Origin of the sequence: Pseudomonas sp. PS01301 (genome assembly GCF_029960215.1) — a bacterium.
GTDB classification, from domain to species: Bacteria; Pseudomonadota; Gammaproteobacteria; order Pseudomonadales; family Pseudomonadaceae; genus Aquipseudomonas; species Aquipseudomonas coleopterorum.
Genome location: NZ_JASCPM010000019.1, coordinates 40,035 through 59,755, shown reverse-complemented (window position 1 = coordinate 59,755; position 19,721 = coordinate 40,035). Strand labels below are relative to the sequence as shown.

Here is a 19,721-nt window from a genome sequence, read left to right as displayed (position 1 = left end):
GGCTGTGCATGCCCATAGGGTACGAATAGGCCGCCTCACGACCACCGGGTTGACAAAAGTTGACAAAGCTTGGTCAAGCGCTACAGTGCGCCCATGGACAAGAAGCTAGCTATCCCCCGAATCGAAGAAGCCATGCAAAATGCGGGCCTGAATCAGGCTGCCCTTGCTGATGGGCTGAGTGTTTCTCGTGAAACCATTTCCAAATGGCTTAAATCTGAATCATTTCCTAGGCCAGACAAGCTGCTGCGCTTAGCGACTATTCTCAAGCTGTCGTTCTCGGAGATGGTTCTGAGGACTGATATTAATGAGCCCGTGGTAGCATTCCGAAAGGCAAGAGGTACTAAGACAACCGAGGCTCATTACACTCGTGCTCGATCAATGGGCAACATGCTCAAACACCTAACACCGTACTTACCTTTCGACAAACTAGCCGTACCTCCAGTTTTGAAGAATCCCGTAAATGACTACGATTATCTTCAAGAGGTTGCTCAGAGGATCCGAGATGAGGTCGGCGTATCGGTAGATGCCAAACTAGATTTTTATCATCTTATCCAGTATTTCAGTCAACTTCAGGCGGTGATCGTTCCGGTCTTATGGGGTTCGAAAGAACGCCATGAAAACGCTACCCATATATTTCTTCCTGAAAGTACAACCACATGGATTTATTTGAATCTTGACGTAAACGTCCTCGATTTCAAATTTTGGATGGCACATGAGCTTGGCCACTGCCTATCACCAGGCCTGCGGGGCGATGAGGCGGAAGACTTCGCTGATGCCTTTGCCGGAGTACTTCTTTTCCCTCATGAGCAAGCTAAGAAAGCATATATTGCTATTCAAGCTCTCAATGGCGCCGGCCGACAAATAAACAAAATTAAAGAAATTGCACTGCACACTGCAATATCGCCATACTCGATTTACTGCCAATGCAATGCATATGCACTTCAAAGCGGCTTAACCCCGCTAAGCTTGAAGCCTGCAATATTCCAAGCATCCACTAATGTTAATCGTGAAATACCTTTACTTAGCCATCATTTATTTAATAACACCCAACCCGACCCCGCAGGCTATATCACCAAATCTAAGGAATGTTTCGACACGCCTTTCTTCGATGTTATTGGACGATATTTGAAGGATACCGGGAAAGGGCCAGGATATGTTCAGACCATCATGGATGTCTCGGCGTTAGATGCTCGGGGTATTGTTGCGGAGTTAACTTAATGCCGCAATCGAAGATCTTAACAGATACGAATTCTTATCTGAGGCTCGCACATTCTATTCGGCCGTTGCTGTGCATCGAGTTTGGTGATAAAAATTACTGCCTCTACGTATTGCCAGAAACAAACTCTGAGATACAGAAGAGCTCTCGCCTTAAGACGAAATTCTTCTGGGCATTAGAAAAAGAGCATTGCGACGAACGGTCCCAGACCGTTACGGTTTCACGTCAGCAAAGAAAGCTTATTGCCGATGCATATTCTTTCATCTGGGATCACGTTGAGAGTGAACTGCCAGGTCCGTCAAGGGTAGACGCTATATATCTGGCACATAGCTACGTCTTAGGCCTTCCTGTAGTTACCGATGATAGAGATATGCATTTACTCGCACAAGCCTTTGATATCAAAACACAGAAGACACTTGACTTACTCAAACTAATGGTCGACTCAGCCCATATCACACTTAACAGTGTCACCGCTCTAGTCCAATATTGGCATTATAATAAGGATACACCTGCTGACTTCCAGATAGATCTCTCCAGGATATTTGAAAATCAAATCCCTCACCCCTGAATTATACATAAGAAGCACTTCCCTCGATTAGGCTTTTTCACAGAAAATGTATACGGGCCGCGAAGCTAACTAAGCTTCAACCGATGGTAGAACTGGCGAGAGTAGCCGTTGTCTTCGCCTAAGGCAGAGACAGTCGGCTTCTACCCCAGGGTTGCACAATCGCGACCACCCAAACCTAGCGAATAGGCCAACTGGCCATTTACCCAAGACTCAATAAAAAGTCAAAGTCCATGAAAATGAATACCCCGTTGGCAACATGGCAATTATTCGAAGATCTCGTGAGTCGCATTCTAGAAATTAAAAACTTTGTCATCTCATATAATTTTCGCAGGGGAGACAAAGGATTTGACTTGCTAGGAACCTATCGCAATGAAAGTTGGGCAATCGAGGTTAAATATTATCGTACTGCGCGCGCTCAGCCTTCTCTCATTGACATCGCCGCAGCTCGCGTTGCAAGTAACGGCATAGCTCAAAACTTCAACAAAGGAATGCTAGTTGTATCATGCATTATTTCTGCAGAATTGAGAGAAATGTTAGAGCAAAAATATGACATTACGCTCGTAGATCAGACCGACCTAAGATCCTGGTGTATGTCTCACCCTGAACTTGCAGAAGAATTAGATGCGTTACTGGAGACAAGCCCAAGCGAGCCTCAAGCAATACATACAGTTAGCAGTGAGCCCATACTTCGGAGCAGGCCACTTGGAAGATCCCCTTCAAAAGTTCATGAAACTAGGGGGACCGAGTTATGCCACGCGCTAAAAAAAATCAAAAAGGGAAAAACAGCTTGGACGCAGTACGAGAAAACATGTGAAGAAATTCTGAAGTATTTGTTTCCAAACGACCTTCACGGCTGGCACTCTCAAAAAAGAACAGATGACGGACTAAATCGTTACGACTACGTCTGCCGCGTCAGGCCAACCACTGAATTTTGGAAATTTATAATAGATCACCTAAACAGTCGCTATGTGCTTTTTGAATTCAAAAACTATTCGGGCAAAATTAAACAAGGCCAAATTCTTACAACGGAGAAGTATCTGTTAGAGCGCGGCCTGCGACGTATGGCTATAATTATGACAAGGGTGGGTGCAGAGCCGCACGCCATTGCGATGACGCAGGGAGCAATGCGCGAACAAGGAAAGTTAATGCTCATAATAAATGACGAAAAAGTATGTGAAATGCTTCATATGAAAGAACGTGGGGAAGACCCTACAGACTGCCTTTTTGAAATTGCTGACAATTTCCTACTAACACTACCAAGGTAGCCCCCCCAAAAATTTATGGAAATGGCATAACCCAAGCTCTACTCTAATTCTAAACAAGGAAAAGTCGATGAAGTCACGAGAGCTTTTTACCACCCCAACACTTATTGTCACCAACTACAATATATCTCAGCATGCAGATGGAAAATTTCTGCATAGTTTCACACCTGAAAATACCACTACAGTGTATCAGTTCATCGCCAATCAGGAACCTCTACTTGAAGAGGGTGCAAGGTACAACATCGGCTATACCTTAGATGGCGGTATAAATTTGGTAGACATTTCTGCCACAGCCAAAGCGGATGACGTTGACCAATATAAAAGTCACTACGTTGCACGCTTGCTCGGTGAAGAGAAGCGTACTGTCGAAACCCAAAAATCTAAGGAACGTGTAACTCACAGCGCAACAAGCGGGCTATATTTAGGTAAGAAGTACGCATGGCGAATTTACGGAATGGCCGTTGCGCGCAGCACCTTCGACACTTATCTCTCCGAGATAAACCACCCAAGCACTCCCTGCCTTACAGATGGCAGTGCCTCTATTGCTTACAAAGATGATGGCCTCGCAGCTGCAATGGACGAGCTCATCCGCACATCGACCAGGGTTAGCGGAAATCGATTCAGCTCCCCACTTATTAAGTCGAAGAAATGGTTCCAAATCAAAGGGCTATCCGCCATCACGGACAAAAAGTAAAGAAACCACTATTATGCAGAGTCTATCTGGACCCCGTGTAGACTCATCGGAACACCAAGTTGACATTGTCTTCATCCGGCTGTTGAAGACTAGCTTTCAACGGGGTCCGTTTCTTACAGCTTGCGGCCGCTGAGTCTGAAACACCTAACCTAGCCGCTCAAACTTTAGATGCGGAACAGGATGGTGTCTGCCCCAATTAGGGTAGCCATAGAGATAGAGTCATAAACTTAGATAACAATCTCTAATAAATTCAGATGCTTAATTTATTTTTCGACTCCTAGTGCCGCACTATAATTGACAAGAAAGGCTCTCCCCGAGGTGGTTCTTGTTGCTTGTGCTTTTGGTAGGTGTCCGGCCGCTGTCTCCCAACCGCATTGCCCTGCAGGAGCGGCCGGTTGCCGCGAAAAGCTAGGCGTACTAAACACCGAAGTTAGTGACAATGGCAACGGATACGATGGTGCCGTAGATCAAGTATTTGACTACACCTAGCTCACACCTAGGTATTCACCTCCTATTGCACAGCTGTTTTTGCCCGACTCAGAGTCTTGAAGTAGTAATTTGTTTGACCAACGCAGTTCCATCCCATGCCAAACTCTACTGAAATCCACCTCCTTATCACCGTAACGGGCGCCACTCGCCCCGAAACGTAAATAATCACTCTACGGGCTGCATACCAAACCCAACACCAAACCGGTTCCAAGCATTGATAGTGGCGATAGCGAAGGTGAGATCAGCCAATTCGCGATCGTCAAACTGCTGGGCCACCACCCTGTAGATAGCTTCAGGAGCGCCCTTGTCAGCTAGCAGAGTCAGGGTGTCGGTCCACAGCAAAGCAGCGCGTTCACGGTCGGTGAAAAATGGTGTTTCATGCCAAGCCGAGAGTGCAAAGATACGCCGTGGGATTTCCCCAAGCGCGATGGCATCGCTGGTGTGCTTATCGATGCAATAGGCGCATGAGTTGAGTTGGGAAGCGCGTATCTTGATCAGCTCGTGCAGCGACTTTTCCAGCGACGATTCGCCCATCGCTTTTTCCAAACCCAGCAGGGCTTTGTAAGTGTGTGGAGCAACGTGTGCATAATTCACGCGTGGGGCGGTCATGGTGATGTCCTCTAAAGTAGCCCGGTGGATGTCCGGGAACGCGCTCACTTTATTGGTCGGGATGTAATTCATAAATCGGCTAAAATCGTAAGCATTAGACGACTATCCGGACAATCATGGCTTTTGACCGACTTGAGGCGATGCGTGCTTTTTGCCGCATTGTTGAACTGGGCAGCTTCACCCGTTCCGCAGAGGCGCTCGCCATAGCCAAAACCACGCTGTCAGGCCAGATTCGGGCTTTGGAGAATCAGCTGGGGCTAAAGCTGCTGCACCGCACTACTCGTCGTGTGACTGCCACCACTGACGGCGCTGCCTATTACGAACGGGCACGCAGGGTGCTGGAAGACATCGACGAGTTGGAAGCCAGCGTCTTGCAAACGCGCTTCGTCGCGCGCGGCAAGGTCAAGGTAGATATGCCTTCACCCGTAGGCCGTTTCTTATTGATCCCTGCGCTGCCGAGCTTTGTGAGCGACTACCCCGATATCCAATTGGATCTGGGCTGCAGCGAGCGAGTGGCGGACTTGGTTCAGGAAGGCATCGACTGCGCTATCCGCGGCGGCCTGGTGACCGATCCGGACCTGGTGTGCCGACCCATCGGGCAGATGCGGTTTGTACTGTGCGCATCGCCCGTCTACCTGAATGAACATCCGCCGGTAAACAGTCCGCAAGACCTCACACAGTTGCGCTATCTGGCTTTTGTGTTTCCCGCCAGCGGCAGGCAGAACCTGGTGCGTCTGGAATGTAGTGGTCAAAGCGTGCTGATCGAGCAGACTCCAGCTATGCGATTCAACAGCGGTGGTGCCTACATGGCGGCGGCGAAAGCAGGATTGGGCTTTGTGGCCTTGCCGCTGTGCGAGGCACAGGCGTTGTTGGCAGATGGCAAGCTGGTGCAGCTACTGCCGGAGTGGCACTTGCCAAGCATGCCAATGAGTTTGGTATATCCCTATTCAAGGCGCCTGTCCGCCCGGGTGCGTGCGTTTGTAGAATGGGCAACGGCAACGATGGGGCAGGATCCGCTCTGGCGTTTGTAGGGCTTGAGCCCGGCAGGAACCGCGGGTGGCCACAAGCTTAGTTACAGCCACATCCTGATCACCGTAGGTCAACCCGTTCCCAACCTCCCCAACCACGCTTCATACCGTCCCGGCCACTCCCCACTCGCCGTCCCCCTCCTCCCCAACCCAAAACCATGCCCTCCTGTCGCATACCGATGCATCTCCACAGCCACCCCACGCTCCTCGCAAACCTCAGCCATGATCAGCGTATTGTGCGGATCCACCACCGCGTCATCCTCCGCCTGCACCAAGAACTCGGGCGGTGTGCTCCCCGTCACCCGATTCTGCACAGACCACTCAGCCTCTTCTTTCGCCGACGCGTCTGGCCCCACCAGTACCTTGTGGGTCGAAGTATGTGTGTAAGGCCGCTCCAACGTAATCGGTGGATAGATCAACGCCGCTCCTTCAACCACGGCGGATATCGAGTCGATGCTGTCCTGCGCTGCATAGGTCTGAGAATCGCCAAGCGTTGCGGTCATGCCCATCAGATGGCCACCGGCTGAAAAGCCCAGTAGCGAAACGTGGCTTTCCCGGCTGCGGACTATGCGCAGCGCGCGTTGCGCGTCTTGCAGTGCGACGATGTTGCCGGCGTTCCAGCCTTCGCTCGGCAAGCGGTAGGCCAGCACGTACGCGGTGTACCCGCGCTCCGTGAGCCAATACGCCAAGGGCCATCCCTCGATCCCCAGTTCGATTCGTTTGTACCCGCCACCGGCAGCGACAATCACCGCTTTTCCGTTGGGTTTGACGGGTCTGAAGATCTGTAGGTATGGACGGGTGACGTTGCTTAGCGAGCCATGGGATGTGAGCAGGTGGTTGCCCGAGGGTCCGCCGCCCCCTGGCGGGACGTCGCTCCACAGCTGGACTGTTTCACTGTTGGCCGTTGGATCTTTGGCCTGAATGGCCGCTACTTTCAACATCAACACTGCCGTGCCGGCGCCTAGAATGAAATTGCGGCGATTCATGAAAGCTCACTCGGTCTATGAACAAGGGTTTTGCTTTTCCAGCCTGGGGGCTTGTCTGGTGCGTTAGAAACACTACCTCAAATTTGACCAACCTACCTGCTCCGGAAAGTTATTCCTGCAGCGATGTGTCGCCGCTCGATCCCTGACCCGCACCGTAGCCGATGAACCCAATGTTCAGTTGATCATCAAACTCAAGCCAGGTGCGGCTGACAAGCGCATAAACGGCAGCTGTGCCTACTGATTTCCAACGGACCTGAACACATGAATCCAACCTTTAAAAAACTGTTCCTGAGCCCTTCGTCCTGGTTGTTGGGCAGCGCGATTCTGGTCGCAGGTTCTGCCAGCGCAGCCACTACAGCGGCGCCTGTCCGGCAAGTGGTCACCGATCCAGCGTTCAGCCAGTTGGTCGACGCCAAGGCCCGGGTCGAGCTGCTCACCGATCAGGCGAAGTGGGCCGAGGGGCCGCTGTGTCTGCAGGATGGTCGTCTGATATGGAGCGATATCAAGGCGAACAAGGTCAGCGGTTGGCAAGCGAAGGATGGCGTGTCGACCTGGCTGGAACCGGCCGACTTCCAGAACGGGCATACGCTGGACGCGCAGGGCCGTGTGGTCGCGGCGTCTCACGGCAAGCGCGGGATCGTGCGGCAGGAGGCCAACGGTGAGTGGCGGACTCTGGTCGACACGTACCAGGGCAAGCGGTTGAACAGCCCGAACGATGTGGTGGCCGATAACAGCGGCACGCTCTGGTTTACCGACCCTACCTTCGGGGTGCTGAGCAAAAGCGAAGGCTATGGCGGCACACCCGAGCAGGGTGGGGAGTTCGTCTATCGCTATGTGCCCGAGACCGGTGAGATCACCCGTCTTGATACGCCAGAACTGCATTCACCCAACGGGCTGGCCTTCTCGCCGGATCAACAGCTGTTGTATGTGGCCGACTCGCAAATGGCCCATGACTTCAGCAACAAGACGCTGGCTCGACGCATCATGGTCTATCAGGTCCGCGACGGTCGTTTGAGCAACGGCAAGGTCTTTGCCGAGATCGAATCCGGCATTCCCGACGGTATCAAGGTGGATGCGCTTGGCAACGTCTGGAGCAGCAGCAAGGAAGGGATCCAGGTCTTTTCCGCAGCCGGCAAGTCGCTGGGCAAACTGTTGGTAAGCGCGAGCGATACCAGCAACCTGACGTTCTGCTCGGATGAACAAGGCAGTTGGGCCTATATCACCGCTGCCAACAAGGTACTCCGCGTGCAAGTGGCGAAGGGTGTTATCGGGCGCTAGGCCAATGGCGAGGAGCGGGTGGTGACAACTCTAAGGCTATAGGTCATCCAGCGAAACATTGACTCGCTGAGGATTCGCCAACCGTTCCCGCACTGTTTCAAGCATGGCTTCATCGTCCTCGGTGATCAAAACGGACTTGAAGGGCAACTGGCCTCGCTCCGCCACGTACTGCAGGATTTGGCGTGTGAGTTCACACGTCTGCCCCCCCCTCACTTGCAAAACGGATCATCCCAGAACGGGCGTTCGATCTCCTTATAGATATCCGCTCGGCTCAAGCCCAGGTCCTTGAGCCCGGCGTCACTCATCTGCTCCAGTTGATGCCGTTGCCGGGCCAGTTCATACCAGCGCGTGATGCGCTTCCATGGATTGGCAAAAGATCTCGCTGATTTACTTTGAGTGCAGCAGCTATGCGAAGCACAGGCATTCACTGTTTGACCTTTCATCTGCTCATCCTCCGGGTTGATGGCTTGATTCTCGGTTCAGGCTTAACATCAATCCAACGAATGTTTTGAATGCAGTGCATCTCAGAGATTGATCAATGTCCCACTACCAGAGCATCGATTCGGAAGTCCTGCGTACCTTCGTGGCCATCGCCGATGAGGGCGGTTTCACCAAGGCCGGTGAGCGGGTGAACCGCACCCAGTCGGCGGTGAGCATGCAGATGAAGCGGCTCGAGGAAGACGTGCTGTGTCGGCAACTGTTCGAGCGCGATGGCCGGCAGGTGAAGCTGACGGCTGAAGGGCAGATTCTGTTGGGTTATGCGCGCCGCATTCTCAAATTGCACAGCGAAGTGTTCACCACCTTGCGCGAGCCGCACATGGTCGGCACCTTGCGCATAGGCACTCCGGACGACTACGCCATGCGCTTTCTGCCGGGGATCTTGTCCGGCTTCGCTCAGGCGTTTCCGCTGGTGCAGGTGGAAGTGCATTGCGAGAGCTCCCGGCAGTTGATGCAACGCAAGGACCTGGATCTGACGATCGTTACCCGTGAACCTGGGCGGGAGGTGGGCCAGTTGCTGCGTCAGGAGCGCTTCGTGTGGGCCGAAGCCGAGGGCTTTTTTCTTCACGAACAAACGCCCGTGCCACTGGCGATGTTCAATACCGATTGTTTTTGCCGGATATGGGCGTGCAATGCCCTGGACGCCGGGCAGAAACCCTACCGGATCGCCTACTCCAGCCCCAGCCTCGCGGCGATAATGGCCGCGGTCGGCGTTGGCCTGGCGGTCACCGCACAGTTGCAGAGCCTGATCACGCCGGGGCTGCGGATCATCGGCGAAGCCGAGGGCATGCCCTTGTTGCCATTGGCGAGCATCATGCTGCTGCGCAACCCCGATACCCGGTCGCCGATGATCGATGCGTTGGCCGAGCATATCGTCGAGGGGTTCAGGCTTTGAGCGGTGGGCCCATCCTTTACCTGCTGGAACTCCCCTACCGCCGCGTCAACTCGGTCAACGTATCCGCAATCCCCTTGGTCCGCCTCGCCGTCCCCTCGGTTGTCTGGCTCGACGCCTCCAAGGTGTCCAGCATCTCCCTCAACGCACTCACTCCTGTGGACTGATCTTCGATCTGCTGAGCCACTCGCTGGATCTCGCTCGACAGCAGATCGACATCCACGCCGATGTCCGCTGCATTCTTGCGGGTGATCTCCGCCAGTTTGCGGACCTCGTCGGCCACCACGGCGAAGCCCCTTCCCAGATCGCCCGCGCGGGCTGCTTCGATGGCGGCGTTGAGCGCGAGCAGGTTGGTCTGGCCGGCGATCTGCTGAATCACCTGGACGATGGATTGAATCTGCAGGCTCGAACTGGCCAGGGCACGCGCGCCGATCACCGCTTGGTCGGCCTGCCGGGCGAGATCTTCGACGGTGCTGCCGGCCTGGGTCGAAACGGTATTCTGCCGGTCGATGGTGGCCGCCAGGTCGTCCATGGAGAGGTGCAGCTCGCCGGAATAATGGTTGATCTGGGTGGCCATCTGCTGTTGGTGTTCGCCAGCGTCGGCGAGCACCTGGCCCAGAGCGGCGAGCCCTTTGAAAACGGGGAGGATGCCGGTGTCCAGGCCCCGGGTGTCGAGGGCACTGGTGAAATCGTTGCGTTTGAAGGCTTCGATCTGTTTCACCACCACGTGGTTGAGGCCGACCATTTTCTTGAGCTGGCGGCGCAGGAAGAAGGCTTTGAACTCGCCATAGTGGGCGATGAAGTTATCCACATACTCGTCGGTGAAGGATGCACCCTTGGCGACGCGGAAGAAGAAAATCGCGGTCAGGGTCTGGTTGAGATTCAAGCCGAGGATTTCACCGAAGGTCGAGAAACCCACTACCGGCACGTCGCCAAACAGGCCGCGCATGCTGCCCAGGTCATTGGCGTTGTTGAGCCTGCGCAGGATGCAATCGTTGAGGATGGCAGCCACCGGTTGGCCGCCCTTGCCTTGCAGGAACTGTCGGTAGTCTTTTTCCGTGGCCTGACGCAGCGGCGTGCGCTTGACCATGACCAGCTCTTCGCCCGGCGCAACGTCGCAGAACAACTGGATGATCTGTTGGGTATGGTCGATACGGGCAATGGAACGCACGAACAATTCGCTGCCGACGCGGATGGCGAAAGAGTACTCGGCCAGATTCTTTTCCAGGGAATGGCTGTCGCACTTGAACGCGTTGCACAGGGCCTGGACCATGCTCATGATGTTGCCGCTGCTGTCGATCACCTGATCGATGGTGCGGTCTTCGACGGAGGCGGTGAGCACGCTGAACGTCAGCCCGGCCGGCTCGAAGTTCTGGCTCTTGAACACACCGAAACGGATGTCCGGTGCGGTCTTGAGAAAGACGATCTGGGCGTGATTCTGGTAGCTGCGCTGGCCGTCGTGGATCAGGGTTTTCTGGAAGTCCGACTTGCCGCCCGCAGAGCCGCCGACGAACAGGCAGGGGAAGCGGCCCGACTCGTAAAGCGCTTCCATGAAGAACGATTCGGAAGCCGACAGCCCGTCGAAAACCACGTAGGCCAGGGTATCGCGGTGGTCGATGGGCGTACTGACCTGAACGCGCTTGATGTTGGCGACCAGCTTCGCGATGCGCTCGCGCATCTCCATGCGTTTGCCACCGTTGCGGATGTCTTCGCACTCCAGCGGCACCATGACCACTTCCGCCGAGGCAATCACATTGCGCTCGAAACACTGCAGCACGATGCGGTCCCAGTGCTCGCCCGCCGCGCAGTACAGACTATCCGCGCTGTTGCACAGCTCGCCTGAAGTGGTGCACAGGCTGATGGTGCCATTGGGGAAGCGCTGCCGAACGCTGGCCGCGACCTTGTCGATGTCCAGGTGAGGCGAGACGAAGCCTGTCACCAGCACAGGATCCGCCCGCAAACCGGCCAGACCGCGGTCCAGCTCACTGGCCGTGCAGCTTAGGCTCACGGCACCCTGGCTGAGTGCGCGGGCGGGGTTGAAGCGTTTGAAGAGGTTCATCACATGGCTCGCTAGAAAGGTTGCACAGCGCACGCGGGGCGTGGCTTGCATTGCTTTCGCTATCGGCCATGGGGAGGTGGACCTGATGCAGGTGGTCGGGTCTGCAATGAAAGGTGCTGATTGGAAACTTTCGTAACCATTGAGCTTTACGACTCGGACGGTAGCCTCAGATACCCTATACGGGTTCCTCGATCTTGAAAAAATACCTCTAGAGTTATAAAGTCCTCGTGCGCAAGGAGTGCTGAGTGCAGAGCAGACAGCTAATACGCGAGCTGGAGCAGGCCGGTTGGATTCTAGATCGCATCGCCGGAAGTCATCACATGTTCAAGCATCCAAGGCGTACGCAAACAGTTCCTGTTCCACACCCAAAGAAGGATCTGCCGGTTGGTACGGTTAGAGCAATTCGAAAACTTGCCGGCTTGATCTAGGCAACGGCCTACTCATGAGGAGAGATATCCATGCGCTACCCAATCTGCATCGAGTGGGGCGATGAAACTACAGCCGTCGGAATTCAGGTGCCCGACATTCCTGGCGCCATCACCGCTGGCGACACGTTCGAAGAGGCCTACGGTGCTGCGATCGAGATCGCTCATATCATGCTGGAGGAACTTGCGGCTCGTGGAGAGCGTATTCCTCTCCCAAGCGCGACGGCAGTCCTTCGTAACGACGCCGAATACACGGACATGGGCTGGGGAATGCTCGATATCGATATAACGCCTTACTTGGGCAAGACCGAAAAGGTCAACGTCACACTGCCTGGATTCGTGATTTCGCAGATCGACCGATTTGTTCGTGAGCACAATGTCAAAAGTCGATCTTCTTTCTTGACCGATGCGGCACTTGAAAAACTAGGGCGTTGAGCAAAAAACCGGGACCGCGGGAACCTGTATCCCTGTAAAGCAGCGACCCGAAACAAGGCCGAATACTTGTACGATGTCCTATCACAAGGTATTACTACGTCTCCTCATAAAAACAAAACTACGGAGATCGCTACATGGACTCATTCTCGTCCGCCGGACCTGAACGGCTCGACCGAGCAAAGGGCAACACCCGCCGCAGCTTCTTGAAACAGTCCCTTGCTGTTTCCGCCACGCTCGCCACCGTGGGCAGCGCTGCGCTGCCCCGACTGTCCGGTGCCGCCGAGCCCCTGAGTCAGCGTTACCCCGACCCGCTGGTGCACGTGCTCGACGATAGTTTCCTTGAGTTGCGCGTGTTCAACGCCAGTGTCGAAAGACTGGCCACCGGCCTGCGGTGGGCCGAAGGGCCGGTGTGGATCGGTGCTGGTCGCTATCTGTTGGTCAGCGACATCCCCAACAATCGCATCATGCGCTGGGACGAAATCACGGACACCTTCTCCGTGTACCGCGAACACTCCAACTTCTCCAACGGCATGTGCCAGGATCGCCAAGGACGATTGATCGTCTGCGAAGGCTCTACCACCACCAGTGAAGGCCGCCGCATCACGCGCACTGAACACAACGGCACCGTCACCGTGCTGGCTGACAGTTTCGACGGCAAGCCCTTCAATTCCCCGAATGACGTCGTCTGCAAAACCGACGGATCCATCTGGTTCACCGATCCGCCCTTCCAGACCATCAACAACTACGAAGGCCACAAGATCACCCCCACCCAACCTCACGCGGTGTACCGCATCGACGGCGAGAGCAGGAAAGTCACACGGGTGATCGACGACATCAACGGGCCGAATGGCCTGTGTTTTTCACCCGATGAAAAACTGCTGTACGTCGTCGAAGGCCGGGCCAAGCCCAATCGACTGATCTGGGCGATCGATGTGAAGGACGACGGTACTCTGGGCGAGCGCCGCAAACATATCGAAGGGTTGGACTACGCCGCCATCGACGGCATCAAGTGCGACGAGGCGGGTAATTTGTGGTGCGGCTGGGGTGGCAATGGTGACCCCAAGGCCGACCTTGAAAAACTCGACGGCGTGCGCGTGTTCAATCCACAGGGCAAGGCCATCGGGCACATTTCCCTGCCCGAACGCTGCCCGAATGTGTGCTTCGGCGGGCGCGAGGGAAACCGGCTGTTCATGGCCGGCAGTCACTCGATCTATTCGTTGTTCGTGAATGCGCGTGGGGCGACGTTCGCGTTGTAATGACCCAGTCTGCCGCGCATCGGGGGATGCACGGCAGTCGATAAGTCTGCGGCGTCGAACAATGGCCTGCATCCGTCACGGGATGTGATTCGTGATCACCCGCAAAACCCGGCGATTACCTAGGCATTTTCAGGTACGAGTCAGCGCAAGCCTGATGCCTAACGCGATGAACACACCTCCGACGACACGATCCATCAATTTCTGCAGCGATCTGTTGCGTGACATGCCGCTTGAGGCACTTCCAGCCAGAATCGCAAAGGTTGCGTCGGTTAGAAACGCTACCAGCGCATAGGTCAATCCCAACACCAGGAAAGACGCGGTGTGGTGCTCGCCTCCAGGCGCTACGAATTGTGGAAAGAATGAAATGAAGAACAGCAGAACCTTTGGATTCATCAAGGTCGTTATGAACCCCTTTGACAGGAGGCCATAAAGATCCGCATCTTTTTTGATGTCAGCGCTTTCAGCGGCTTCTGCGCGTGCGCGACCAAAGGTCTCGAGCACCAACTTTCCACCCAGGTAGATCAGGTAAATCGCGCCAACATATTTAACCAGGGTAAACATGACAGGCGAGGCCGCAATCAGGGCCGTGAGACCCACAACACTCGCCAACGCGTGAGTGCAACTGCCCAAGGCCACGCCAGCCGCTGAGATGACGCCCGCACGCCGACCATTTGCAACACTTTGCCCCACCACGTAAGCCATGTCGGGGCCTGGTGTTATGGAAAGCAGAAAAACGGCAACTATAAAAAGCCAAAAGTTGGTGATATCAAACATAGTCATCCCTTATCTAGAATCTCGCTGCCCTGCAGCCAAGCGTATTCGGCTCACGACCGGCAACCGAGGTGGTGTCCGTGCGCTTGGATGATGTCGGGAACACGTGGTAACTGCCAAATCGGAAGCAGATTAGCCACCCTTCAAGCCGCATCCGGGTGATCCAGCGTTTCCCATCCCAGGCACGCCAGCGCCAAGGTCCGCGGCACTGCCTCTCGGCCACTGCTGTATCGGCTGATGCTGCGAGCGCTCACGCCTAAAGCCTCGGCAGCCTGATCCAGTCACTACAAGGCTCAGTATCGTCAATTTGGCGATATTCGGACAACCACGTCTCTATTTCCCCCTACCCCAAACTCCGCGCCGAATTGCTCAACACCTGCACGCACTGCATCAAGGCCGGTGCCAGTTGGTTTTCGGCGTCGGCGCGGGTCCAGCGGCTGGTGGGGGCTACCACGTGGACGGCGGCTACGGGCCGGCCGTTGCCGCCGATGACGGGGGCGGCGATGGTCATGTCGCCCAGAAAGAGTTCCTGGGTGTTCACGGCATAGCCGCAGTCACGCACCGTTTGCAGCGAGGCCATGATGTCGTCCACCTCGGTGTGGGTGTGCGGGGTGTGGGCAACGCGGGTGCTGCTTTGCACCAGGGCCAGGGCTTCGGCTTCGGGCAGGGCGCTGAGGTAGGCGCGGCCGGAGCCGGTGCAGTACATCGGCACGCGGCTGCCGATGGGCATGTGCACGGGTACGAAACGGGCGCTGACGAAGCGCGCGATGTAGGTCATTTCCACGCCGGTGGGTTCGGTCAGGCAGGCGGTCTCGCCAGTGAGTCGGGTGAGTTCGGCCAGGAACGGGTTGCCGACTTCGATCAGGGAATGGGCATCGAGGTAGCTGAAGCCCAGTTCCAGCACATGGGGTGTCAGCTGGTAATGTCGGGTGCGCGAGTGTTTCCGAAGGTAACCCAGGCTTTCCAGGGTAAAGACCATGCGCTGGGCCGAGCTTTTGGTCATGTGCGAGGCTTCGGCGATCTCTGCCAGGCTCATGCTGCGGCGCTTGGCGCTGAATGTTCGCAGCACGGCCAGGCCTTTTTCCAGGGATTGATTGAACAGGCTGTTGCGATCTTCGGACATGAGAGCCTCAAGGCAATATTCGGCGAATGGACCCGGACAACAGCAAAGAGACAGCAATTTACGCGCCTGAAAATCGGATACCGATACGAATGTTATGTTTATCGATTTCCTGTCACTGAAAATCGATTATTTCGGTATGAAATGGCATAGAGCTTGCGACCTCGGTCATGTCCGCCTGGCGGTCTCTACCTTCCGATCCCTTCTGGAGTGACCCGATGAACAGCCTCTCCCCTCTGTTTCGCCGTTTCGCGTTCGGTATCTGCCTGACCCTTGGTGCATCCCTCGTGCACGCCGCCGAGGCACCGCTGTACAAAGTTGGTGCAACCGCCACGGGTTCGCCCTTCACCTTCCTGGACATCAAGAGCAACAGTATTCAGGGGATGATGGTGGATATCGCCAAGGCGGTCGGTGAAGCCGGTGGCTTCGGCACGCAGATGGAGCAGACCAACTTCGCGGCGCTGATCCCGTCCCTGACCTCGGGCAAGCTGGACTTCATTTCCGCGGGGATGCTCAAGACCGACGAGCGGGCCAAGGTGGTGGACTTCAGCGCGCCGGTCTATTCCTACGGCGAAGGCCTGATCGTCAGTGCCGACGACAACACCGCCTACCCCGACCTGGCGGCGTTGAAGGGTGAAGTGATCGGCGCCCAGGCGGGCACCGCGTTCTACGACCTGGTCAACAAGATGGGCATCTTCAAGGAAGTGCGCACCTACGATTCGATCGCCGAGATGGTCCGCGACCTGTCCCTGGGCCGCATCAAGGCGGCCGTGGCCGATCAGCCGATCGTCGCCTACCAGATTCGCCAGAACACTTTCAAAGGGGTGAAGCTGGCTGCCGACTACAAGGCGGCCAAGGTAGGCGATGTGTGCTTCGTGGTGCGCAAGGGTGACAGCGAAACCCTGGAGCGCCTGAACAAGGCCATCGACACCATCAAGGCCAACGGTACGCTGCAGGGCATCGTGCAGAAGTGGGGCGTGTAGGCTGAGGAGCGACCATGAAGCTTGCTGACTTCTTGCAGAACGCGCAGGACTTCCTGCCGATTCTGCTTCAGGGCGCGTGGGTGACCATCCAGATCACGGTGCTGTCGTTCCTGCTCAGCAGCGCGATCGGGCTGGTGCTGGCGCTGCTCAAGCTGTCGCCGATCCGCGCGCTGTCGTGGGCGGCGAGCACGGTGATCAACGTGATCCGTGGGCTGCCGATCATCGTGCAGCTGTTCTACATCTATTTCGTGCTGCCAGACATGGGCATTCACCTGACGGCCTTCCAGGCCGGGGTGATCGGCATGGGCATCGCCTACTCGGCCTATCAGGCGGAGAACTTTCGCACCGGCATCATTGCCGTGGACCAGGGCCAGCGCGAGGCGTCGGAAGCCTTGGGCATGCGTTCGTTCATGATGATGCGCCGGGTGATCCTGCCCCAGGCGTTTCGCATCGCGCTGCCGCCCTACGGCAACACGTTGGTGATGATGCTCAAGGACTCGTCGCTGGTGTCGACCATCACCGTGGCCGAAATGACCCGCCAGGGCCAGCTCATCGCCTCGTCGACGTTCCAGAACATGACCGTCTACACCCTGGTGGCCTTGCTATACCTGCTGATGAGCCTGCCGCTGGTGTACGGGTTGCGGCGCATGGAGCAGCGTCTGAGCCGGAGGAAAAAGGCATGATCCAGATCAGTGGACTGCAGAAGAACTATGGCGACCACCGCGTGCTGCACGGGGTCGATCTACAGGTGCAGAAAGGCGAAGTGGTGTGCCTGATCGGCCCGTCGGGGTCGGGCAAGTCGACCTTGCTGCGCTGCATCAATGCGCTGGAAACCTATGAAGGCGGCTCGATCCTGGCTTTCGGCGAAACCGTGCAGCGCGGCAGCAAGACGGTGCATACCCTGCGCAGCCGCATGGGCATGGTGTTCCAGCGTTTCAATCTGTTCCCCCATCGCACCGTGTTGGAAAACGTGATGGAGGGGCCGCTCTACGTAAAAAACGAGCCAGCCGCGCAGGTGCGCCGCGAGGCACTGGCATTGCTCGACAAGGTCGGACTGGCAGAGAAGGCCGATGCCTATCCGGAACAGTTGTCCGGTGGCCAGCAGCAACGCGTGGCGATTGCCCGCGCGCTGGCGATGAAGCCCGAGGCGATGCTGTTCGATGAACCGACCTCGGCGCTGGACCCGGAGTTGGTGGGCGATGTGCTGCAGGTGATGCGCACCTTGGCCGACGAGGGCATGACCATGATCGTCGTCACTCACGAGATGGGCTTTGCCCGGGAAGTCGCCGACCGCGTGTGCTTTCTGCACGGTGGTTACCTGGTGGAAACCGGACCGGCCGAAGAAGTGCTGGGCAATCCGCAACATCCACGTACCCAGGATTTCCTGCGTCGGGTGTTGCATCCGACCACCAGCACGCGGAGCCAGCCATGATCGACGTGCCTTCACTGTGGGCCGCGACCGCGCCGCCTGCGCGGGTGACACCGCCACTGCGCGAATCGGGCACGTACGATGTGGTGATCGTCGGTGCCGGGTACACCGGCTTGTCCACTGCCCTGCACCTGGCCGAGCGTGGTGTCAGCGTGTGCGTGCTGGAAGCACGGGAGCCGGGCTGGGGTGCATCGGGACGTAACGGCGGGCAGGTCAACCCGACCTTGAAGCATGACCCGGACGAACTGGTGCGGCTGTACGGTGCGGCCGTGGCGGAACCGTTGATCGACACCGTGTCGCGCTCGGCCGACCTGGTGTTCGACCTGATCGATCGCCATGGCATTGAGTGCGCTGCCGTGCGCAAGGGGTGGATGCAGGTGTCCTATTCGCACAAGGGCGTGGCGGGCCTGCACGCGCGGGCCGCGCAGTGGGAACGTCGCGGGGTGCCGGTGCAGTGCCTGGATGCCGCCGACGTGGCGGCGCGCATGGGGAGCCAGGCATTTGCCGGGGGCTGGCTGGATGGCCGTGCCGGCGCCATTCAACCGTTGGCTTATGCCCGTGGGCTGGTAAGGGCAGCCCAGGCGGCCGGCGCCAGCATTCATGGGCAGAGCCCGGTGATCGGGTTGCAGCCGGTCGCGTCGGGCTGGCAGGTGCAGACCGCCAGCGGCCACATGGTCAAGGCACCCCAAGTAGTGCTCGCCACCAACGGTTACAGCGATGGCTTGTGGCCGGGCATGGCGCAAAGCGTCCTGGCGGCTAACAGCTTCATCGTCGCCACCCGCCCGCTGCAGGGCGCTGCAGCTCAGAGCATTCTGCCCGGACAGGAGACGGTGTCCACGGCGCAGCGGCTGTTGCTGTACTTTCGCAAGGACAGCCATGGGCGCCTGCTGATGGGCGGCCGCGGCACCTTCGCCGACCCCGGTGCACCCCAGGATTTCGCTCATCTGGAACGCTCGCTGGCCTTGCTGTTTCCGCAGTTGGGCAGGCTGGATTTCGAGTACCGCTGGGCCGGACGCATCGCCATCACCCGGGACTTCATGCCGCATGTGCATCAACCCGCGCCGGGCCTGACGTTGGCGCTGGGCTGCAACGGCCGTGGCATTGCCCTGTGTACCAGCCTGGGGCAGCAACTGGCGACCAGCCTGTGCGACAGCCAGGCCGACTTCGCCTATCCGGTCAGCCCTCTGCAAAAGCTGCCGATGCACGGGCTGCAACGTTTCTACATCGGCGCCGGCGTGGCCTGGTACAGCCTGCTGGATCGCCTGAACGTGAGCTGATGGCCTGCGGCAGAGCGTCGCGCCCGGCGTTGGCGGTGAACCAATCGCCGTGCGCCGGTTTCAAAGGGATTCATTCAGAACAATGGTTGCGTCCCATGCCCAAGAAACTTTCCCTCGCTCTGCTGATGATTTCTGCCCTGGGCCTGGCGGCCTGTGACAAGACGTCCGAAGACCACGTGCAGAAAGCCAACGAGCACACCGAAGCCGCCGCCCAGAAGCAAGCCGAGGGCAAGCCTGAGCAAGCCGCCGAGGAAAAAGCCGAAGCCGCCGAAGAACACGACAAGGCCCGCGAAAAGCGCGTGACCGAAGACCGCCATCAGGCGCTGTCCTCGGACGTACCGGACGAGATCAAGGCGCCCGAGAAGAAGTAATTCGCAGCGCGATCGACCCAGGCCCCGCCAGTGATGGACGGGGCTTTTTTTATTTCTGGGCAGCGCGACGTACAT

At 56.9% G+C, this 19,721-nt stretch carries 21 protein-coding genes and 1 pseudogene; 15 read left to right on the top strand and 7 right to left on the bottom strand.

Annotated features, from left to right (window positions below):
- The first annotated feature begins 93 nt into the window (after positions 1 to 93).
- The 4 genes from QMX89_RS12235 to QMX89_RS12220 all read left to right on the top strand — a co-directional run bounded on the left by QMX89_RS12235 (position 94) and on the right by QMX89_RS12220 (position 3,740).
- Complete coding sequence (locus QMX89_RS12235; RefSeq protein WP_282348384.1) at positions 94 to 1,218, top strand: helix-turn-helix transcriptional regulator; 1,125 nt, start codon at positions 94 to 96, stop codon at positions 1,216 to 1,218.
- Positions 1,218 to 1,784: a DNA-binding protein gene (locus QMX89_RS12230; protein ID WP_282348383.1), complete on the top strand. Its 567-nt coding sequence runs from the start codon at positions 1,218 to 1,220 to the stop codon at positions 1,782 to 1,784. The genes QMX89_RS12235 and QMX89_RS12230 overlap by 1 nt, the downstream gene beginning before the upstream one ends.
- Before the next feature lie 230 nt (positions 1,785 to 2,014).
- Positions 2,015 to 3,049 carry a restriction endonuclease gene (locus tag QMX89_RS12225; protein ID WP_282348381.1) on the top strand — a complete coding sequence of 345 codons (1,035 nt, stop codon included), beginning with the start codon at positions 2,015 to 2,017 and terminating at the stop codon, positions 3,047 to 3,049.
- Between the two features lie 67 nt (positions 3,050 to 3,116).
- Positions 3,117 to 3,740, top strand: a complete 624-nt coding sequence (locus tag QMX89_RS12220) for a hypothetical protein (protein WP_282348380.1) — start codon at positions 3,117 to 3,119, stop codon at positions 3,738 to 3,740.
- A gap of 654 nt (positions 3,741 to 4,394) precedes the next feature.
- Here QMX89_RS12220 and QMX89_RS12215 read toward each other — a convergent pair.
- Positions 4,395 to 4,838 carry a carboxymuconolactone decarboxylase family protein gene (locus tag QMX89_RS12215; protein WP_282348379.1) on the bottom strand — a complete coding sequence of 148 codons (444 nt, stop codon included), beginning with the start codon at positions 4,836 to 4,838 and terminating at the stop codon, positions 4,395 to 4,397.
- Between the two features lie 116 nt (positions 4,839 to 4,954).
- On the opposite strand from QMX89_RS12215, the gene QMX89_RS12210 reads away from it, so the two are divergent.
- Entirely contained in the window at positions 4,955 to 5,869 is a 915-nt protein-coding gene (locus tag QMX89_RS12210) for a LysR substrate-binding domain-containing protein (RefSeq protein WP_282348378.1), read from the top strand.
- A 68-nt stretch (positions 5,870 to 5,937) separates the two neighbouring features.
- Here QMX89_RS12210 and QMX89_RS12205 read toward each other — a convergent pair whose 3' ends face one another.
- Positions 5,938 to 6,852, bottom strand: a complete 915-nt coding sequence (locus QMX89_RS12205) for an alpha/beta hydrolase (protein ID WP_282348376.1) — start codon at positions 6,850 to 6,852, stop codon at positions 5,938 to 5,940.
- A 261-nt stretch (positions 6,853 to 7,113) separates the two neighbouring features.
- Between QMX89_RS12205 and QMX89_RS12200 the strand changes: the two genes are divergently transcribed.
- Positions 7,114 to 8,130 (top strand): SMP-30/gluconolactonase/LRE family protein, encoded by a 1,017-nt coding sequence (locus QMX89_RS12200; RefSeq protein ID WP_282348375.1) that lies wholly within the window; start codon positions 7,114 to 7,116, stop codon positions 8,128 to 8,130.
- A 36-nt stretch (positions 8,131 to 8,166) separates the two neighbouring features.
- On the opposite strand, the pseudogene QMX89_RS12195 reads toward QMX89_RS12200, so the two are convergent.
- A pseudogene (locus QMX89_RS12195) lies at positions 8,167 to 8,322 on the bottom strand (type II toxin-antitoxin system RelB/DinJ family antitoxin); the annotation flags it as partial.
- Positions 8,323 to 8,339: 17 nt separating this feature from the next.
- The gene (locus QMX89_RS12190) at positions 8,340 to 8,573 is read right to left on the bottom strand and encodes a DUF1127 domain-containing protein (RefSeq protein WP_282348374.1); all 234 of its coding nucleotides are present in this window, start codon (positions 8,571 to 8,573) and stop codon (positions 8,340 to 8,342) included.
- A 95-nt stretch (positions 8,574 to 8,668) separates the two neighbouring features.
- Here QMX89_RS12190 and QMX89_RS12185 point away from each other — a divergent pair, with 95 nt between their 5' ends.
- On the top strand, positions 8,669 to 9,523 hold the full coding sequence (locus QMX89_RS12185; protein WP_282348373.1) for a LysR family transcriptional regulator: 855 nt from the start codon (positions 8,669 to 8,671) through the stop codon (positions 9,521 to 9,523).
- 34 nt (positions 9,524 to 9,557) lie between these two features.
- On the opposite strand, the gene QMX89_RS12180 is transcribed toward QMX89_RS12185, so the two are convergent.
- Complete coding sequence (locus QMX89_RS12180; RefSeq protein WP_282348372.1) at positions 9,558 to 11,579, bottom strand: FIST N-terminal domain-containing protein; 2,022 nt, start codon at positions 11,577 to 11,579, stop codon at positions 9,558 to 9,560.
- A gap of 245 nt (positions 11,580 to 11,824) precedes the next feature.
- Between QMX89_RS12180 and QMX89_RS12175 the strand changes: the two genes are divergently transcribed.
- From QMX89_RS12175 to QMX89_RS12165, 3 genes are all read left to right on the top strand, one after another.
- Positions 11,825 to 12,007, top strand: coding sequence for a type II toxin-antitoxin system HicA family toxin (locus tag QMX89_RS12175; protein ID WP_282348370.1), 183 nt, complete (start codon positions 11,825 to 11,827; stop codon positions 12,005 to 12,007).
- A 30-nt stretch (positions 12,008 to 12,037) separates the two neighbouring features.
- On the top strand, positions 12,038 to 12,439 hold the full coding sequence (locus tag QMX89_RS12170) for a type II toxin-antitoxin system HicB family antitoxin (protein ID WP_049861621.1): 402 nt from the start codon (positions 12,038 to 12,040) through the stop codon (positions 12,437 to 12,439).
- A 134-nt stretch (positions 12,440 to 12,573) separates the two neighbouring features.
- On the top strand, positions 12,574 to 13,695 hold the full coding sequence (locus QMX89_RS12165) for an SMP-30/gluconolactonase/LRE family protein (RefSeq protein WP_282348368.1): 1,122 nt from the start codon (positions 12,574 to 12,576) through the stop codon (positions 13,693 to 13,695).
- A 129-nt stretch (positions 13,696 to 13,824) separates the two neighbouring features.
- On the opposite strand, the gene QMX89_RS12160 is transcribed toward QMX89_RS12165, so the two are convergent.
- Positions 13,825 to 14,469, bottom strand: a complete 645-nt coding sequence (locus tag QMX89_RS12160; protein WP_282348367.1) for a LysE family translocator — start codon at positions 14,467 to 14,469, stop codon at positions 13,825 to 13,827.
- Between the two features lie 340 nt (positions 14,470 to 14,809).
- Positions 14,810 to 15,589: an IclR family transcriptional regulator gene (locus QMX89_RS12155; protein ID WP_049861619.1), complete on the bottom strand. Its 780-nt coding sequence runs from the start codon at positions 15,587 to 15,589 to the stop codon at positions 14,810 to 14,812.
- Between the two features lie 215 nt (positions 15,590 to 15,804).
- On the opposite strand from QMX89_RS12155, the gene QMX89_RS12150 reads away from it, so the two are divergent.
- The 5 genes from QMX89_RS12150 (at position 15,805) to QMX89_RS12130 (ending at position 19,646) form a co-directional block, all read left to right on the top strand.
- Positions 15,805 to 16,569 carry an ABC transporter substrate-binding protein gene (locus QMX89_RS12150; protein ID WP_056844526.1) on the top strand — a complete coding sequence of 255 codons (765 nt, stop codon included), beginning with the start codon at positions 15,805 to 15,807 and terminating at the stop codon, positions 16,567 to 16,569.
- A 14-nt stretch (positions 16,570 to 16,583) separates the two neighbouring features.
- Positions 16,584 to 17,252 (top strand): ectoine/hydroxyectoine ABC transporter permease subunit EhuD, encoded by a 669-nt coding sequence (ehuD, locus tag QMX89_RS12145; RefSeq protein WP_049861617.1) that lies wholly within the window; start codon positions 16,584 to 16,586, stop codon positions 17,250 to 17,252.
- Positions 17,249 to 18,001, top strand: coding sequence for an amino acid ABC transporter ATP-binding protein (locus QMX89_RS12140; protein WP_192000811.1), 753 nt, complete (start codon positions 17,249 to 17,251; stop codon positions 17,999 to 18,001). The genes ehuD and QMX89_RS12140 overlap by 4 nt, the downstream gene beginning before the upstream one ends.
- Positions 18,002 to 18,006: 5 nt before the next feature.
- Complete coding sequence (locus tag QMX89_RS12135) at positions 18,007 to 19,275, top strand: FAD-binding oxidoreductase (RefSeq protein WP_282348397.1); 1,269 nt, start codon at positions 18,007 to 18,009, stop codon at positions 19,273 to 19,275.
- A 95-nt stretch (positions 19,276 to 19,370) separates the two neighbouring features.
- Positions 19,371 to 19,646, top strand: a complete 276-nt coding sequence (locus QMX89_RS12130; protein ID WP_134722775.1) for a hypothetical protein — start codon at positions 19,371 to 19,373, stop codon at positions 19,644 to 19,646.
- Positions 19,647 to 19,721: the final 75 nt, after the last annotated feature.

Bases quoted from the DNA above. Each gene is read 5' to 3' on its own strand.
- QMX89_RS12235 (WP_282348384.1), top strand. From the start codon at position 94: ATGGACAAGAAGCTAGCTATCCCCCGAATCGAAGAAGCCATGCAAAAT.
- QMX89_RS12230 (WP_282348383.1), top strand. From the start codon at position 1,218: ATGCCGCAATCGAAGATCTTAACAGATACGAATTCTTATCTGAGGCTC.
- QMX89_RS12225 (WP_282348381.1), top strand. From the start codon at position 2,015: ATGAAAATGAATACCCCGTTGGCAACATGGCAATTATTCGAAGATCTC.
- QMX89_RS12220 (WP_282348380.1), top strand. From the start codon at position 3,117: ATGAAGTCACGAGAGCTTTTTACCACCCCAACACTTATTGTCACCAAC.
- QMX89_RS12215 (WP_282348379.1), bottom strand. From the start codon at position 4,838: ATGACCGCCCCACGCGTGAATTATGCACACGTTGCTCCACACACTTAC.
- QMX89_RS12210 (WP_282348378.1), top strand. From the start codon at position 4,955: ATGGCTTTTGACCGACTTGAGGCGATGCGTGCTTTTTGCCGCATTGTT.
- QMX89_RS12205 (WP_282348376.1), bottom strand. From the start codon at position 6,852: ATGAATCGCCGCAATTTCATTCTAGGCGCCGGCACGGCAGTGTTGATG.
- QMX89_RS12200 (WP_282348375.1), top strand. From the start codon at position 7,114: ATGAATCCAACCTTTAAAAAACTGTTCCTGAGCCCTTCGTCCTGGTTG.
- QMX89_RS12190 (WP_282348374.1), bottom strand. From the start codon at position 8,573: ATGAAAGGTCAAACAGTGAATGCCTGTGCTTCGCATAGCTGCTGCACT.
- QMX89_RS12185 (WP_282348373.1), top strand. From the start codon at position 8,669: ATGTCCCACTACCAGAGCATCGATTCGGAAGTCCTGCGTACCTTCGTG.
- QMX89_RS12180 (WP_282348372.1), bottom strand. From the start codon at position 11,579: ATGAACCTCTTCAAACGCTTCAACCCCGCCCGCGCACTCAGCCAGGGT.
- QMX89_RS12170 (WP_049861621.1), top strand. From the start codon at position 12,038: ATGCGCTACCCAATCTGCATCGAGTGGGGCGATGAAACTACAGCCGTC.
- QMX89_RS12165 (WP_282348368.1), top strand. From the start codon at position 12,574: ATGGACTCATTCTCGTCCGCCGGACCTGAACGGCTCGACCGAGCAAAG.
- QMX89_RS12160 (WP_282348367.1), bottom strand. From the start codon at position 14,469: ATGTTTGATATCACCAACTTTTGGCTTTTTATAGTTGCCGTTTTTCTG.
- QMX89_RS12155 (WP_049861619.1), bottom strand. From the start codon at position 15,589: ATGTCCGAAGATCGCAACAGCCTGTTCAATCAATCCCTGGAAAAAGGC.
- QMX89_RS12150 (WP_056844526.1), top strand. From the start codon at position 15,805: ATGAACAGCCTCTCCCCTCTGTTTCGCCGTTTCGCGTTCGGTATCTGC.
- ehuD (WP_049861617.1), top strand. From the start codon at position 16,584: ATGAAGCTTGCTGACTTCTTGCAGAACGCGCAGGACTTCCTGCCGATT.
- QMX89_RS12140 (WP_192000811.1), top strand. From the start codon at position 17,249: ATGATCCAGATCAGTGGACTGCAGAAGAACTATGGCGACCACCGCGTG.
- QMX89_RS12130 (WP_134722775.1), top strand. From the start codon at position 19,371: ATGCCCAAGAAACTTTCCCTCGCTCTGCTGATGATTTCTGCCCTGGGC.